Source organism: Clostridium sp. K13 (genome assembly GCF_019734195.1).
In the GTDB taxonomy this organism is placed as follows: Bacteria; Bacillota; Clostridia; order Clostridiales; family Clostridiaceae; genus Clostridium.
In genome coordinates, this window is sequence record NZ_JAASHM010000035.1 from 18,054 (window position 1) to 33,731 (window position 15,678).

Here is a 15,678-nt window from a genome sequence, read left to right on the forward strand (position 1 = left end):
TCCTTCATTTTTGAAAAAATATTGTGAAAAAATACTTTTTTAGCGAAAAGATAATAAAAGGGGTGTAATTATGGAGTTTTATCCAGTTGCGATAGAAAAGTTAATTGAAGAATTCGCAAAATTGCCAAGCATTGGGCAAAAGACGGCGCAAAGACTTACACTACATATTTTAAATTTACCAGAGGATGAAGTTAAAGAGTTTGCTAGTGCATTAGTAAAGGCTAGAGGAACTATAAAGTATTGCTCTGTATGCGGAAATTTTACAGATAAAGATCCATGTGCAATATGTGGTAATCCAAATAGAGACAAAAATGTTATTTGTGTAGTAGAACAACCTAAAGATATTATGACAATGGAAAAGGTTAAAGAATTTAACGGAGTATATCATGTTCTTCATGGAAATCTTTCTCCAATGCAAGGAAGAGGACCTCAAGATATAAAAATAAGAGAGCTTGTTGCAAGAATGAGTGCAGATATTAAAGAAGTAATAATTGCTACTAACCCGAATGTTGAAGGGGAAGCAACAGCCATGTATATATCAAGAATACTTAAACCATTAGAAGTTAAGGTTACAAGAATAGCATCAGGACTGCCTGTTGGTGGAGATTTAGAATATGCAGATGAAGTAACACTTTCAAAGGCACTTGAAGGTAGAAAAGAAATATAAATAATGGGCAATGGATAGTTAAGGTTGAAACTGATACCGCTAATTATCCATTACCCATTAATAAATTAATTTGTAATTTAGTTTATTTATTAAAATATCACTAAAAAATAATTTTAATAATGATAAGCAACTCCAATACTTCCAGGACCTACATGTAATCCTATAATAGGTCCTATAGATTGTATTTTTACATTATCTAATCCTAAGCTAGATTTAAGTCTATTAGCAAGTTCTTGCCCTTCAGACTCGCAATTTATATGATGAACTATAAGTCCTTTAATTGGTGATTTTGAATTTTGTTCTAAAATAGTATTAACTATTTTATCAATAGCTTTTTTCTTTGTTCTTACTTTAGTGAATACAGTAGTTTTACCATCTTCAACAGTAAGTATAGGTCTTATTTGAAGTAATGATCCGAATAAAGCAGCAGCTCCACCAATTCTTCCACCTTTTTTTAGGTATTCTAAAGTATCAGGTACAAATATGAATTTACTATTTTCTATAACATTCTTTGCGATACTTACTACTTCATCTAAAGATTTATTTTCGTAAGCGGCTTTAGCAGCTTCTAGTACAGCAAAACCAGCTTGCATACAGTTGCTTCTAGAATCTATCATTTTTATATTAGCATCAGGATAATTTTCAAGAATCATATTTTTTACTAAGTTAGATGTTGAAAATGTACCACTCATGTCTGAAGATAAAAATATGCCAACAACATCATTTCCAGCTTTTATTTCTGTTTCAACTGCATTATATAAATCTTCAATACTAGGCTGAGATGAAGTTGGAATTGTTGCTGATTTAGCCATTTCATTATAAAACCAATTATTTGATAAGTCTGTTTCTCTATAGCTATTTCCATTAAGTAAAACATTTAAAGAAACTATAGCAACTTTATATTTATCTATGTATTCTTGCGGTAAGTAGCAAGTACTATCTGCTATTATTTTTACGCTCAAAAAAAACACCTCCATTAAATTTAACATTATTTAAGGTATTATATCAAACTATTGAAATTAAGTACAGAAAACATACTGTTAATAATTTGAAAGTATAAATATATAGAGTAGTATATTTTGAATAAGATTCTATTAATGTGGAAAGTATGTAGATAAGTGCTTTTAGGAGGTAGAATATGAATATAAAAAATGTATTAAGTTTAATTTTGGTGAAATATAGCAATGATAATACAATTAGTAATAAGGTATTAGAAGAAATACAAGATTCTATTATAGAGATGGAAGCAGCAGAATCTATGTTTAATAGTGTAAATGATCCTAAGTTAATTGAGGCTGCAATTTATAGAGAAGAGGCAGCAAAAAGAAAATTTGATTATTTACTATCTGTAGCCAAGGAGCAATATTCAAGAGAGCAAGAAAAAGAAAATGAAGAAATGGAAATATAATGAATATTGTTATATAATATAAAATAATATAATATTGTATTATTTTATATTATATAGGAGGGTTATAATTTGAGTATTGAAATGATTATTTATGCTCTAGTTGGATTGGCACTTTTATTTTTAATTATAAAGTTGTTAAAGTGGCCTATTAAAATATTAATTAATGGAATAATAGGAATAGTGTTATTGTATGTAGCAAACTACATAGGTGAATATTTTAATTTTTATATAACTATTAATCCTATAACTGCACTTATAGCAGGTTTTTTAGGAATACCAGGAGTAATATTTTTAGTAATATTTCAGTTGTTTTTTTAATTAAATTTATTTTATAAAGGTTCGATTAAATAAATTTTAATTTATAAGCTTATTTAAAGAGATAGGGAATCTTCATATAATGAAGATTCCCTAAATTTATATAGACGGGAGTTAGAAGATTTTCTTAATTGCCGTAAGCGAAAAGCTTCTGCACACTATATATTATTTTAAATAATAAAAATTGTTACAAAAATAAAGGAAAATAAATCAGGGTGTAAACACTACATCCGTTTACACCCATTATATATAAATGGTACACTAAAATAATTAATGTACCGTCCATACTATTAATATAACCATTTTGAATATAAATATGTATTTAAATAAATGTTATAGGAGTATATAATTTTATTTACAGGAGGAATGTAATATGCCAGCAGGGAACGGAGTTAATTGTAAGTATTGTCCGGAGTTTGATAAGAAAAGATGTAATGGAGATGATAAGGGATGTTTATGTTATAAATGCCCAAGGCATTTAGGGCAATGCAAATGTGTTAAATATTGTAGAGAAACTGAATCAATTTTAATTTTTGATGAAGATTATAATGAAGGTTATTAAGAGAGCTAGGATATAGCTCTCTATTTTTTGTAAAATATAATAAATTTATCACATTATTATATTTAAATAAATAAAATATAAATTATAACTTCTATTTAATATTACGTTAATGAGAGTATAAAAAATATATTAAATTATAAGAAAAGAATAAAAAACATAAGGATATAGTTATATAAAATGTAAAATAGTAGTAAAATATCAAAAAGCAATAAATAAAAATATATTAAAATTCATTAATTGGGGGTTAAGAAATGATAAGAGTATTGACTAATGACGGTTTACAAAAAGGGGCTATTAATAAGTTGACTTCATTAGGATTCGAAGTGGTTAATAATCATTATGAAAAAGATGTATTAGGTACTACTTTAAAAGAATTTGATATCCTAGTCATAAGATCTGCGACAAAAGTTACTGCAGAGAGTTTGGAAGAGGCGCGAGGAGGAAAGCTTAAGCTTATAATAAGAGCAGGAGTTGGAATTGATAATATAGATGTTCCCTATGCTACAAAAACAGGAGTAGTTGTAAAAAATACTCCTAATGCAAGTTCAGATTCAGTTGCTGAATTAGTAATTGGACATATGTTTGCTTTAGCAAGATTTATAGGTATTTCAAATTGTACTATGAGAGAAGGTCAATGGAATAAGAAAAAGTATGAAGGAATAGAGCTTAATGGAAAGATATTAGGTATTATCGGAATGGGCAGAATTGGTAGGGCATTAGCTAAAAAAGCCGATGCTTTGGGTATGAAGGTTATTTATAATGATATGTTTGGTAAACAAGAAAATTTAGCATATGAGTTTTTAGAATTAGAGGAGTTATTAAAGACTTCTGATTTTATATCTTTACATGTTCCTTATGATAAAGAGAAAGGCTCATTAATAGGAAAAGATCAATTTGATATTATGAAAGATGGAGTTTATTTAATTAATTGTGCTAGGGGAAAAGTTGTTGAGGAATTAGCTTTAATAGAGGCTTTAAATAGTGGAAAAGTTGCTGGGGCAGGAATAGATGTTTTTGAAGAAGAACCTACTAAAAATGTTAAGTTAATAAATAATCCTAAGGTAAGTGTAACACCTCATATTGGAGCAGCGACTAAAGAAGCACAAGAGAGAATAGGTGATGAAGTTGTTAATACTATAGTTGATTTTGTAGCTAATAATTTAGTAACAGCATAGTTATAGGAGGAGTAATAATGGCAGTAATAAAAGCATTTAGGGCATTTAGACCTATACAAAGTTTAGCATCAAAAATAGCTGCATTACCATATGATGTAATGAATAGTGAAGAAGCTCGTGAAATGGTTAAAGATAATGAGTATTCATTTTTACATGTAGATAGAGCAGAGGTTAATTTACCGGAAGAGATTAATGTATATGATAAGGTTGTGTATAATAAGGCAAGAGAAGTATTAAATAAGATGGTTGAAGATGGTTTATATATACAAGATGAAAAGCCATGTATGTATGTATATAGGCAAACTATGAAAGGAAAGAGCCAAACTGGATTAGTTATTTGTGCATCAATAGATGATTATATTAATAATAAAATAAAAAAACATGAACATACTAGAAAAGATAAAGAACTCGATAGAATAAATCATGTTGATTATTGTGATGCAAACACAGGACCAATATTTTTAACCTATAGAAATCAAGATGAAATATCTAAGATAATGAATAAGTGGGTACAAAATAAGCCATTATATGATTTTATATCAGAGGATGGTAATGGTCATACTGTTTGGATAATTAATGATGATAATGATATAGAAAGATTAACTAATCTTTTTGAAAATGTAGATAGTTTATATATAGCAGATGGGCATCATAGAATAAAATCAGCTGTAGAGGTAGGGTTAAAGCGTAGAAAGCAAAACCCTAATTATACAGGAGAAGAAGAATTTAATTATTTTTTAGCAATAGCTTATCCAGATAATGAATTAGAAGTTTTAGATTATAATAGAACAGTTAAAGATTTAAATGAATTAAGTGAAGAAGAGTTTTTAAATGCTTTAGAAAAAGATTTTATTGTAAAAGTTTCTAAGATGCCTGTTAAACCAGAAAAAAGACATACTTTTGGAATGTATATGAATAATACTTGGTATGAGCTTGAAGCAAAAGAAGGTACTTTTAATGAAGAAGATCCAATGGATAGATTAGATGTATCAATTCTTCAAAATAATTTACTTGCACCAATATTAGGAATCGATGATCCAACTAAGTCTGATAGAATTGAATTCATTGGAGGAATAAGAGGACTTAAAGAATTGGAAAAAAGGGCAAATAAAGATATGAAGGTAAGCTTTTCAATGTTTGCAACAACAACAGATGATATTATGAGTATTGCAGATGGTGGAATGATAATGCCCCCTAAATCTACATGGTTTGAACCAAAGCCAAGGAGTGGATTATTTATTCACAAGCTTAGTTAATTGCAATCACAAATAATTTATGAGTAATAAATAAACAAAAAATAATAAAAAAATGGGGGCATTTTATGGCAAGAGTATATAATTTCGCAGCAGGGCCAGCTGTATTACCAGAAGCGGTTTTAAAAGAAGCAGCAGAAGAAATGTTAGATTATAATGGAGCTGGTATGTCAGTTATGGAAATGAGTCATCGTTCTAAGGCTTTTGAAGAAATATTACAAGCTGCAGAAAGAGATTTAAGAGATTTAATGAATATTCCTGATAATTATAAAGTGTTATTTCTTCAAGGTGGAGGTTCAACACAATTTGCAATGATTCCATTAAATTTAATGAAAAATAAGGTTGCAGATTATATTATTACAGGGCAATGGGCTAAAAAGGCAGCTGCAGAAGCAAAAAGATATGGAAGAGTAAATGAATTGGCATCTTCAGCAGATAAGACTTTTTCTTATATACCAGATGTAAGTAAGATAAAGGTAAGTGATGATGCAGATTATGTATATATATGTCATAACAATACAATATACGGAACTACTTATCACAATCTTCCTGATACCAAAGGGAAAATTCTAGTTGCTGATATGTCGTCAGATATATTATCACAACCTGTTGATGTTACTAAGTATGGACTGATATTTGCTGGAGTTCAAAAAAATATTGGACCAGCAGGTACTGTAGTAGTAATAATTCGTGAAGATTTAATTACAGATGATGTACTTGAAGGAACTCCAACAATGCTTAAGTATAAAATACATTCAGATAACAATTCTTTATATAATACACCGCCGTCATATGGTATTTATATTTGTGGTAAGGTATTTAAACACCTTAAGAAGCTTGGTGGGTTAGAAGCTATGAAGAAATTAAATGAGGAAAAAGCTAAAATTCTCTATGATTATCTTGATTCAAGTAAATTATTTAAAGGAACAGTGGTAAAGGAAGATAGATCTTTAATGAATGTTCCGTTTATAACAGGAAACAAAGAATTAGATGATAAATTTGTTAAAGAAGCTAAGGCCGCTGGAATTGAAAATATTAAGGGGCATAGAACTGTTGGTGGTATGAGAGCTAGTATTTATAATGCTATGCCAATAGAGGGCGTTAAGTATTTAGTTGATTTTATGAAAAAATTTGAAGCAGAAAATTAATTATATGAAATAAAAAAATACTGAAATATTTTTTGTACCGTATAGGATAGACAAAATAAAAAATCTATCCTATACGGTACTTTTATTTTTAGTAGAAGTAAAAACAAAATTTATAAATGAGTATTATATTTTACCTTTGGGGAAGTTGTTTTAGTCTAATTCAATTAGAAGTTTTGATACACAAAGAGTAGCAGAAGCTTATTATGCAAATTGCCCAACAATTACTGGAGTAAAGGATATTACTATTAGTAATGAAAGTGAATTAACAGAATTATTAAATGATGTTTCTGCAACAGATATAAATGGTAACAAGTTAGAAGTTAGTTGTATTGTTGAAGAGGCAAGAACAAAATTATGGACAGGTAAAATTTAAAGCAGTAACAGAACCTGCAGCATGGGGAGCAACACCAAATGAAGCTCAATTAAAGTATCATAATGATGAATTAGCGGCTTTTTGCCACTTTGGTATGAATACTTTTACTGATAAAGAATGGGGAGATGGTAAAGAAGATTCTTTTCTATTTGCTCCAACTGGAAATGTAGGAGAATATGCAAAATCATGGGTTAAAGCATTAAAAGATGCTGGATTTAAAAACTTATCGTAACTGCAAAGCACCATGATGGATTCTGTATTTGGCCTAGTGCATATACAGAGCATGATGTTGAAAACTCTCCTTACGGTGGTGATGTTTTAGCAGAAATTTCATGAAATAGAAAGAGATTCTTACCAAGTAAAAGAAGGAGATTCTTTAAGAGTTAAGTTAAAAAGAACTGGTGGAACTGAAGGTGAAGTAAGCGTTCATGTTACTACTCCTCCAGGTATGGCAGTACAAGGACAATATTACGAAGATATAAATAATGTTGTTACATTTAAAGATGGTGAAAACAGCAAATATATAACAGTAAAAACATATGACAACTCAAAAGTACAAGGTAATAAAGATTTTTACTTAGAAATTGATACACCAACAGATGGAGCACAAATTGGATTAAAATATAGTGCAAGAATATTAATTGTTGAAGATGATATAAGATTAGAAGATGCAGTTAATAGAGTTGAAGGATTAAGTGAAAGCTGGTATAAAGTAGAAGGATGGCAAAATCTAGATAAAGAATACTTAAAAGCTAAAGCTGCATTAGAAGATAAGTCTTTATCAGAAGATAAGTCTTTATCAGAAGATGAAAAGATAAAAGTTTCTAATAGCTTAATGGATGCTTATTCAAATCTTGAGTCTATAGTTACTTATAGCAAGAGAAATCCAATGATCTTATCAATTGAAGATGGACAAACTAAAATTGCTGAAAGTGAATTAGGAGTTTTAGATTCAAGTCATGAGAATATAGTTGATAATAGCTATTTAAAAATAGTTACAAATAGACAATTCAGTAAGGGAAGACTTATTGATAAAATAAAAGATGGAAACACTATTACAATGCCAGTTGAAACAACACGTGCAGGGGAATATGAATTTGATTTCTCTTATAAAACGGCTGTTCCAATGACATTAAAAATTAGTGGAGAAGGAATTGAAGATACTGAAGTAGTTTTAGAAGCTAGTGAAGAATTAACTAATATTGATAAATTAAGTTAAACTCTAATTTAATTATCAACATGTACAGGCTCTACAAAGGATGCAAGAACAATAGTAACTGCTAAATTAAAAGATGTAAAATATTAATTGAATTATATTAATGATAGCTATATAAGGGCATTAAATATAAAGAATAGGTTATTTAATATAAGTGAATAAAGAAAGATGATTTCTTTTAATTAGAAATCATCTTTTTTTATGTTTAGCTTTTTAAGCTGATTATTAAGTATAAGCTTTAATTATATATTACCTTGATTTATGTATTAAAGCTTTTCTAACATTGTTTTTAATATAAATGTAGAGTTTTTAACTCCAATAGGTGTAAACTTTTCAAAGTCCATATGAGCTCCGTTATTAGCATTATCAGATATAGATCTAATAACAACGAAAGGTATATTATTTAAATAACAAACATGAGCTATGCTAGCACCTTCCATTTCACAAGCTAATGCACTAAATTCCTTTTCAAGCCATTGAATTTTATCAAGTGAAGCTACAAACATATCTCCTGATACTATTCTTCCAGAGAATGTCTTAAATTCAGAAGCTTCAGCACAAGCAGCTTTTGCTGTTTCAACTAATTTAGTATCACATTTGAAATCAAAAGTATCAAGTCTTGGAATTTGCCCCATTGGATCGCCAAAAGCAGTTGTATCCATATCATATTGAACTAAATTTTCTGCGATTACTACATCACCAGGATATATATCCTTACCTATACCACCAGCAACACCTACATTTATTACTGATGAAACATTATATTCAGATGCAAGGATTTGAGTGCATACAGCAGCATTAACCTTACCTATACCGCATACAACAGCAACAACATCATGACCCCATAATTTTCCCTTATGAAATTTCATTCTTGCCTTTTCTTCAACAGTTTCTAACTTCATGTCTTTTAAAAGAATTTCTAATTCTTCAGACATAGCACCTATTATTCCTAAAATCATTTTAAATCCTCCATATAAGTATATAATTTATATAAATTTACTTAAAATATATTATATACTGACATTGAATTAATTAATAGCAATTTAATATTAAAATTCAAAACAAAGAAAACCGATAGAATTACTTGTATTAATTTAACTTGAAATATATAATAGTCTCAATAAGAAAAAATGTACGAAGGAGAATAAATATATGGCATTAAATGAATTTTGCAGAACAGAATTACTTATAGGTGAAGAAGGAATAGAAAAATTAAATAATTCTAAAGTAATAGTTTTTGGAATTGGTGGAGTAGGAAGCTTTGTAGTGGAAGCATTAACAAGAGCAGGCGTAGGAAATTTAATTTTAGTAGATAATGACACAATATGTATATCTAATTTAAATAGACAAATACATGCTACACAATCAAAAGTAGGAAATATAAAGGTTGAGGCTATGAAAGAAAGAGTATTGTCTATAAACCCTAATTGTAATGTGGAAGCAAAACAAGAGTTTATTACAGCAGATAATATAGAAGAAATAATTCCAAGTGATATAGATTATGTTGTAGATGCGATAGATACAGTAACATCAAAGTTAGCATTAGCAGAATATTGCTATAAAAATGATATTAAATTAATTGCTTCTATGGGAACGGGAAATAAAATGGATCCTACTCAGTTTAGAGTAACAGATGTATTTAAGACTAAAGTTTGTCCTCTTGCAAAGGTTATGAGAACAGAGTTAAGAAAAAGAGGAGTTAAAAAATTAAAAGTTGTATACTCAGAGGAAATACCAATGGTCCCTAATAAGGGAAAATCAGTTCCATCTCAGAAAAGGCAAACACCAGGAAGTATATCATTTGTTCCACCAGTAGCAGGAATGATAATAGGTGGAGAGGTAATTAAAGATTTAACTGGATTAAATTAATATAATTCTTAAAATGTGTAAGAAGAAGAGGGTACTATTTTAAACAATAAATATAGTACCCTCTTTTATTTAAGAAACTTTTAGTATTACATTATAATTTTCTCCTGTTAAGTTAAATAAAAGATCTTTTAATGATTTTTCGGTATTAGTAATAGCTTGATCATAAAATTTTGAGGTTTTCATTTTTGCTGTAAATAAACTATTTAAATTTTCATAGATAGAATTTAATTCTTCAGAAGAGAATTTTAAATCTCCAAACCTTAAAAATCCCAGTTCAGTATCAGAATATATAGTTTTGCTTTCATTAATATCTATACTAAATATATCTATTTGAGGAATTGTTATATAAATTTCTTTAGTCGAATTATTAATTTCAAAATTGGATTTAGATAAATTAGAAAAATCAATAGAGTAAGAGCAGTTTGCAAAAAAAGTTGCTTTTTTAGATTTTTTAAATATATCTAAATTAAAGTAAGTATTATCTATTGTTAATGTTTCTGATAATTCGACTTCTAGAGGGATTAATTTATTTACATTTCTTATTTCATTTATTAAAATATCATCAGATAAAATATTAGATGATTCAATTTTATAGGAATGAAAATAAGGAAGTAGTTTTTGAAATTTACTAGGATATTTGAAAAATAAAATTAATAGGCAGAAAATTAATAAACTAAGTAAGTATAGTAATAATTTATGAAGTTTAAATTTAGATTTTTTCTTGTATAAAAAAATAGTAATCCCCACCTTGAAGCATTAGTAGATTAAATTCATATAAATAAAATATATTAAAGTAAATATAGTGATATTCCATTAAGTAATATTTTTACTTTTAAAGTAAAGTTAGTTGAGTTTTATATTAATTTATTTGTATAATAAAATTAACTGTAATTGTATTTAGGAGAGTTGGTATGGATAATCAAAAGGAAGTAAATATAGAGCTTATTAAGGGTACTTTAGATGACTATATAGTTAAGGATAAAGATAAAATTGTAATAGGAAGATTTACTATAACTGAATTAGATAAGCAAAATAAAAAATGTAATTTAAAATTAAGATTTTATAGAGAAGATAACTATGATTTATTAAAAATTACATTGGATTGTATTCTTAAAGCTGTATTTAAGGATAAAAATATATTTAAGTCTAATGTAGTAGTTAGCGAAAATATTAATTTAAAGCCATTTTTAGATAGTGGCTTTACATTAGAAGCAATTTTTACTGACAATATATTTACAAAGGGAAATTTCTATGACGAATTAAGCTTTGGAATAAATAGAAATGAATATTTAAATTCAGGAAGAAGTAATATTGTAGAAATTGAAGGAAATAATATTTTAATTAGAAATTTTACACCTGATGATGCACAAGAACTATTGGAGTATTATTTAAGAAATAAGGACCATTTAAGAGATTTTGAGCCTGTAAGAGATGCAAGTTTTTATACTTATGAAACACAAAAGGAAATTTTATTAGAAAGTTATAGACAACTTATGACTGGAACTGGAAGTGATTTAGGAATATATATAGGTGATAAACTTATAGGTAAGGCTAAAATTTCTAGTATAGTTTATGGTGTATTTAAGAGTGGAATATTAGGATACTCTATAGACAAGGAATATGAAGGAAAGGGTTATATGAAGGAAGCTATAAATTTAGTACTAAATTATGCTAAAGAATATTTAGATTTGCATAGACTAGAAGCTTCTGTTTTAACTACTAATGAAAGATCTAAAGGTGTTTTGTTAGCTTGTGGTTTTGAAAAGGTGGGTATTAATAAAAAGTATTTATATATAAATGGTAAATGGCGAGATCATATCACTTTTTATAAAATACTATAATATTTAAGAGGTGATTAAAGTGGGGGTTAAATTAAAAGGAGATAGTACTGTTATTAAAGCTTTAAATAATAATATGGTACTTGTAAAGGATAATGGCATAGAGAAAATTATTTTAGCGAAAGGGATAGGTTTTAATAAAAAGCCTGGAGATATAATTAGTGAAAATATAGATATAGATAAGATATTTTCAATTGAAGATGAAAAAAATCAAATGAATCTAAAAGAAGTATACAATAGAGTTGATGGGGAATTTGTTGCTGTTTGTGAAGAGGCAATAGCTGAAATATGTGAAGAGTTAGATGAGGAGTTAAATGAATCAATTCATATTGGTTTAATAGACCACTTAGCTCTAGCTATAAAAAGATTAAAAAATAAAGAAGAAATAAGTAATCCTTTTATTGTAGAAATAGAAACTTTATATAATGTTGAATTTGAAATGGCAAAAAAAATTATAAAAAAAATACAGCGTAAATATAAAATTAAATTTCCACCAGGTGAAATAGGATTTATTACTTTACATATACATTCAGCTAGAAAAGGAAACAAACTTTCTAATACTATTAAATATAGTTATTTAGCTAATAGGATAGTTTCGTGTATAGAAAGTGCATTTGACTCTAAAATTAATAAAAAATCTTTAGATTATGCTAGATTTTTAGCCCACATAAGATTTACTATTGAAAGAATATTAACTGATACAATATTAAATAATGATTTAATTGATGTAATAAAAAAATCTTATCCTCAATCTTATGAAATTGCAGAGGAATCAGCAAAAATAATTGAAGAAACTTTAAATAAAAAAGTGATAGAAGATGAAATTGCATATATCACAATGCATATAGAAAGATTTCGAGTTTCTATGAAAAGAAAAAATAGCTAAGAATAACATTCCTAGCTATTTTTTTATTTATTAAACTTCATAGTTAACAACTATATTTTGACCAGCAACAACAGAACCAGATTCAACTGGAGTTACTGACTTAGCAGCATCAACATTTGTTACTAAAACTGGTGTTGCAAGAGATAACCCTTTTCCTAAGATGAAGTCTCTATCAATTTTGATGATAGGAGTACCAGCTTTAACTTTTGTACCAGCTTCAACTAATTGTTCGAAACCTTCTCCGTTTAAACTTACAGTATCAACACCGATATGGATTAATAATTCTAGTCCATTTTCTAATGTCATTGCAAATGCATGCTTAGTTTTGAATACTAATGATAACTCACCATCTGCAGGTGCAACGATAGTATCACCTGTTACCATTATAGCAGCACCATCTCCAGCCATCTTTCCAGCAAAAACTGGATCTGGAACTTCTGATAGTGGTATTAAGTCACCAGTAGCAACTGCCACTAATGCATTCTTTGGACTTTCTACTGTAGTTGATTCTACATTGTTTGATTCTGATTTACCAAATAACTTTTTAAAAAAATTAGCCATGATATTTCCTGATAATTCAGGATTCACATCCTTTCTAAAATAAGTTTACACAATTTATATATAGGTAATAAAATAAAAAGGCATAAGTATATCTTTAAGATAAAGATTAACTTATGCCTGATTTAACAGTAACACGTTTCTATTAAAATTATATATATACTAAAATAGTATGTCAATAAAAATAATAAATAAAAAAAAATAATGAAAACGTTGACTTATGTAGCAATTATATACTATAATGTAATTGTAAAGTAAATAACGTTTAAATTATGAGGCGTGCAACCATAAAGATGGGCATTAGCTGAAAGGGATATCTTATATTCTTTTCAGCTTTTTTTGTTACAGAAATTATTTTAAGTATTATATGTATCCTCATAAAATAAACAAAATAAAAAAAATAAGGGGGACTTTACTATTATGATGAAGTATTTACAAAAATTAGGTAAATCGTTAATGCTTCCAGTTGCTTGTTTACCTGTAGCGGCCATTTTAATGGGTATAGGGTACTGGATTGATCCAACAGGTTGGGGAGCAAACAATGTTGCTGCGGCGTTCCTAATCAAAGCTGGTGGAGCATTAATTGACAACATGGCAATTTTATTTGCAATTGGTGTTGGTGTTGGTATGTCAGATGACAATGATGGTACAGCTGGATTAGCTGGTCTTGTTTCATGGTTAATGATTACTACTTTATTATCAACTGGTGTTGTAGCTATGTTAAAAGGTGTGGATGTTTCAGAGGTGCCAGCGGCATTTGGAAAAATTCAAACACAATTTATTGGTATATTATCAGGGTTAATAGGTGCAGCTTGTTATAATAAGTTTAAAAGCACAAAATTACCTGCTGCTTTAAGCTTCTTTAGTGGTAAGAGATGTGTTGCTATAGTAACAGCAGGAGCTTCACTTGTTGCAACATTAATATTATTCTTTGCATGGCCTGTAGTATACGGAGCATTAGTATCATTTGGTGAAGCTATTATTTCTACTGGATCAATTGGAGCTGGTATATATGCATTCTTCAATAGATTATTAATTCCATTCGGTCTTCACCATGCATTAAACTCAGTATTCTGGTTTGATGTTGCTGGAATTAACGATATTGGTAAGTTCTGGGGAACTATGGAAGGTGGAGTTTTAGGTCAAACAGGTATGTATATGACTGGATTCTTCCCAGTAATGATGTTTGGTTTACCAGCAGCTGCTTTAGCTATGTACCATACTGCTAAAGATAATAAAAAGAAAGTTGTAGCTGGTTTATTATTAGCATCTGGTTTAGCTTCATTCTTTACAGGGGTTACAGAACCATTAGAATTCGCATTCATGTTCTTAGCACCAGGATTATATGTAGTTCATGCTGCATTAACAGGTATATCTGCTGCAGTTTGTGCAATGTTACCAGTAAGAGCTGGATTTAACTTCAGTGCAGGTTTTGTTGATTGGTTCTTAAGCTTTAAAGCACCATTTGCTGAAAATCCACTTTGGTTATTAGCTATTGGTTTAGCATTTGGAGTAATTTACTATGTAGTATTTAGATTTGCTATTACTAAATTTAACTTAAAGACTCCAGGTAGAGAAGATGATGATGATACTGCTGGAGAAATGGATGTTAAACTTTCAAACAATGACTTTACAGCTGTAGCTGAGACTATATTAAAAGGTCTTGGTGGAAAAGAAAATATAGTTAGTATTGATAACTGCGTAACAAGATTACGTTTAGAAATCAAGGATCATACAGCAGTAAATGAAAAAGTAATTAAATCTGCAGGTGTTGCTGGAATAATTAGACCAAGCAAGACAAGCATTCAAGTAATTGTAGGAACACAAGTACAATTTGTTGCAGATGAATTAAAAAAATTATGCAAGAGCAAAGTAAATCAATAATTTTAAAACGTAAATAAGAAATTTTTAATAAAGTCATACAACTATTTAATATGTTGTATGACTTTATTTTATATTGTGGAAATAATATTAAATCAAAAAAATATATACATATATATATAAGGTAAAATATATACATATATATTTTAATAGGTAAATAGAATTTATAACAATTAAAAAGTGAATAAAACAATTAACTCAGCCTGGTGTATCAACGTAAGAAAAGTAAAGAATAATAGTGAAAAATGTAGTAATCAAAGAATAAACATTAAATATAGTATATATTGTTAAGGGTATGTTAATATATTGTGGTATTATAAATCTTGTCCTAAGGGACAGCCGATAAGTCGAATGATTAAGTAACAAATTCAGTTAACAAAAACAACAAAAAATGTTGAAAAAAATGTTGACAGAAAAGTTATTCGGTGATAAGATAAACAAGTCGCTTCGGTGCGACAGAGTAAATGGTCTTTGAAAATTGAACAGAATATAGTTAAAGTAAACCAGCAATTCTTTTGAGAGTCTTAAA

Annotated in this window: 18 protein-coding genes; 14 read left to right on the plus strand and 4 right to left on the minus strand. The window is 28.4% G+C overall.

Features of this window, described 5'->3' with window-relative positions:
• Positions 1–70: 70 nt before the first annotated feature.
• Positions 71–667 carry a recombination mediator RecR gene (gene recR, locus HCG76_RS15320; RefSeq protein ID WP_195989599.1) on the plus strand — a complete coding sequence of 199 codons (597 nt, stop codon included), beginning with the start codon at positions 71–73 and terminating at the stop codon, positions 665–667.
• Between the two features lie 113 nt (positions 668–780).
• Here the strand turns inward: recR and HCG76_RS15325 are convergent, their stop codons facing one another.
• Positions 781–1,629: a DegV family protein gene (locus HCG76_RS15325; protein ID WP_221701183.1), complete on the minus strand. Its 849-nt coding sequence runs from the start codon at positions 1,627–1,629 to the stop codon at positions 781–783.
• A 176-nt stretch (positions 1,630–1,805) separates the two neighbouring features.
• Between HCG76_RS15325 and HCG76_RS15330 the strand changes: the two genes are divergently transcribed.
• The 9 genes from HCG76_RS15330 (at position 1,806) to HCG76_RS15365 (ending at position 8,120) form a co-directional block, all read left to right on the plus strand.
• Positions 1,806–2,075: a DUF2508 family protein gene (locus HCG76_RS15330; protein ID WP_221701184.1), complete on the plus strand. Its 270-nt coding sequence runs from the start codon at positions 1,806–1,808 to the stop codon at positions 2,073–2,075.
• Positions 2,076–2,144: 69 nt separating this feature from the next.
• Positions 2,145–2,393 carry a pro-sigmaK processing inhibitor BofA family protein gene (locus tag HCG76_RS15335; RefSeq protein WP_195989602.1) on the plus strand — a complete coding sequence of 83 codons (249 nt, stop codon included), beginning with the start codon at positions 2,145–2,147 and terminating at the stop codon, positions 2,391–2,393.
• A gap of 370 nt (positions 2,394–2,763) precedes the next feature.
• A complete protein-coding gene (locus HCG76_RS15340; RefSeq protein WP_221701185.1) occupies positions 2,764–2,952 on the plus strand; it encodes a hypothetical protein in 189 nt (62 codons plus the stop codon).
• A 251-nt stretch (positions 2,953–3,203) separates the two neighbouring features.
• The gene (locus HCG76_RS15345) at positions 3,204–4,127 is read left to right on the plus strand and encodes a D-2-hydroxyacid dehydrogenase (RefSeq protein ID WP_221701186.1); all 924 of its coding nucleotides are present in this window, start codon (positions 3,204–3,206) and stop codon (positions 4,125–4,127) included.
• Positions 4,128–4,144: 17 nt separating this feature from the next.
• On the plus strand, positions 4,145–5,383 hold the full coding sequence (locus HCG76_RS15350; protein WP_221701187.1) for a DUF1015 domain-containing protein: 1,239 nt from the start codon (positions 4,145–4,147) through the stop codon (positions 5,381–5,383).
• A gap of 65 nt (positions 5,384–5,448) precedes the next feature.
• The gene (gene serC / locus HCG76_RS15355; RefSeq protein ID WP_221701188.1) at positions 5,449–6,528 is read left to right on the plus strand and encodes a 3-phosphoserine/phosphohydroxythreonine transaminase; all 1,080 of its coding nucleotides are present in this window, start codon (positions 5,449–5,451) and stop codon (positions 6,526–6,528) included.
• Between the two features lie 329 nt (positions 6,529–6,857).
• Positions 6,858–7,133: a hypothetical protein gene (locus HCG76_RS15360; RefSeq protein WP_260458164.1), complete on the plus strand. Its 276-nt coding sequence runs from the start codon at positions 6,858–6,860 to the stop codon at positions 7,131–7,133.
• Positions 7,134–7,159: 26 nt separating this feature from the next.
• A complete protein-coding gene (locus HCG76_RS19185; protein WP_294174954.1) occupies positions 7,160–7,237 on the plus strand; it encodes a hypothetical protein in 78 nt (25 codons plus the stop codon).
• Position 7,238: 1 nt separating this feature from the next.
• A complete protein-coding gene (locus HCG76_RS15365; RefSeq protein WP_221701196.1) occupies positions 7,239–8,120 on the plus strand; it encodes a Calx-beta domain-containing protein in 882 nt (293 codons plus the stop codon).
• A gap of 263 nt (positions 8,121–8,383) precedes the next feature.
• On the opposite strand, the gene HCG76_RS15370 is transcribed toward HCG76_RS15365, so the two are convergent.
• Positions 8,384–9,076 carry a 5'-methylthioadenosine/adenosylhomocysteine nucleosidase gene (locus tag HCG76_RS15370; RefSeq protein ID WP_221701189.1) on the minus strand — a complete coding sequence of 231 codons (693 nt, stop codon included), beginning with the start codon at positions 9,074–9,076 and terminating at the stop codon, positions 8,384–8,386.
• Between the two features lie 193 nt (positions 9,077–9,269).
• On the opposite strand from HCG76_RS15370, the gene HCG76_RS15375 reads away from it, so the two are divergent.
• On the plus strand, positions 9,270–9,986 hold the full coding sequence (locus HCG76_RS15375) for a tRNA threonylcarbamoyladenosine dehydratase (RefSeq protein ID WP_221701190.1): 717 nt from the start codon (positions 9,270–9,272) through the stop codon (positions 9,984–9,986).
• A gap of 69 nt (positions 9,987–10,055) precedes the next feature.
• On the opposite strand, the gene HCG76_RS15380 is transcribed toward HCG76_RS15375, so the two are convergent.
• Positions 10,056–10,733, minus strand: coding sequence for a DUF4230 domain-containing protein (locus HCG76_RS15380; RefSeq protein ID WP_221701191.1), 678 nt, complete (start codon positions 10,731–10,733; stop codon positions 10,056–10,058).
• 164 nt (positions 10,734–10,897) lie between these two features.
• On the opposite strand from HCG76_RS15380, the gene HCG76_RS15385 reads away from it, so the two are divergent.
• Both HCG76_RS15385 and HCG76_RS15390 read left to right on the plus strand, forming a co-directional pair.
• Positions 10,898–11,827: a GNAT family N-acetyltransferase gene (locus HCG76_RS15385; protein WP_221701192.1), complete on the plus strand. Its 930-nt coding sequence runs from the start codon at positions 10,898–10,900 to the stop codon at positions 11,825–11,827.
• Positions 11,828–11,846: 19 nt separating this feature from the next.
• Positions 11,847–12,710 carry a BglG family transcription antiterminator gene (locus HCG76_RS15390; RefSeq protein ID WP_221701193.1) on the plus strand — a complete coding sequence of 288 codons (864 nt, stop codon included), beginning with the start codon at positions 11,847–11,849 and terminating at the stop codon, positions 12,708–12,710.
• Between the two features lie 30 nt (positions 12,711–12,740).
• On the opposite strand, the gene HCG76_RS15395 is transcribed toward HCG76_RS15390, so the two are convergent.
• Positions 12,741–13,271, minus strand: coding sequence for a PTS sugar transporter subunit IIA (locus tag HCG76_RS15395; RefSeq protein ID WP_221701194.1), 531 nt, complete (start codon positions 13,269–13,271; stop codon positions 12,741–12,743).
• A 417-nt stretch (positions 13,272–13,688) separates the two neighbouring features.
• On the opposite strand from HCG76_RS15395, the gene nagE reads away from it, so the two are divergent.
• Positions 13,689–15,152 carry an N-acetylglucosamine-specific PTS transporter subunit IIBC gene (nagE, locus tag HCG76_RS15400; protein ID WP_221701195.1) on the plus strand — a complete coding sequence of 488 codons (1,464 nt, stop codon included), beginning with the start codon at positions 13,689–13,691 and terminating at the stop codon, positions 15,150–15,152.
• Positions 15,153–15,678 lie beyond the last annotated feature (526 nt).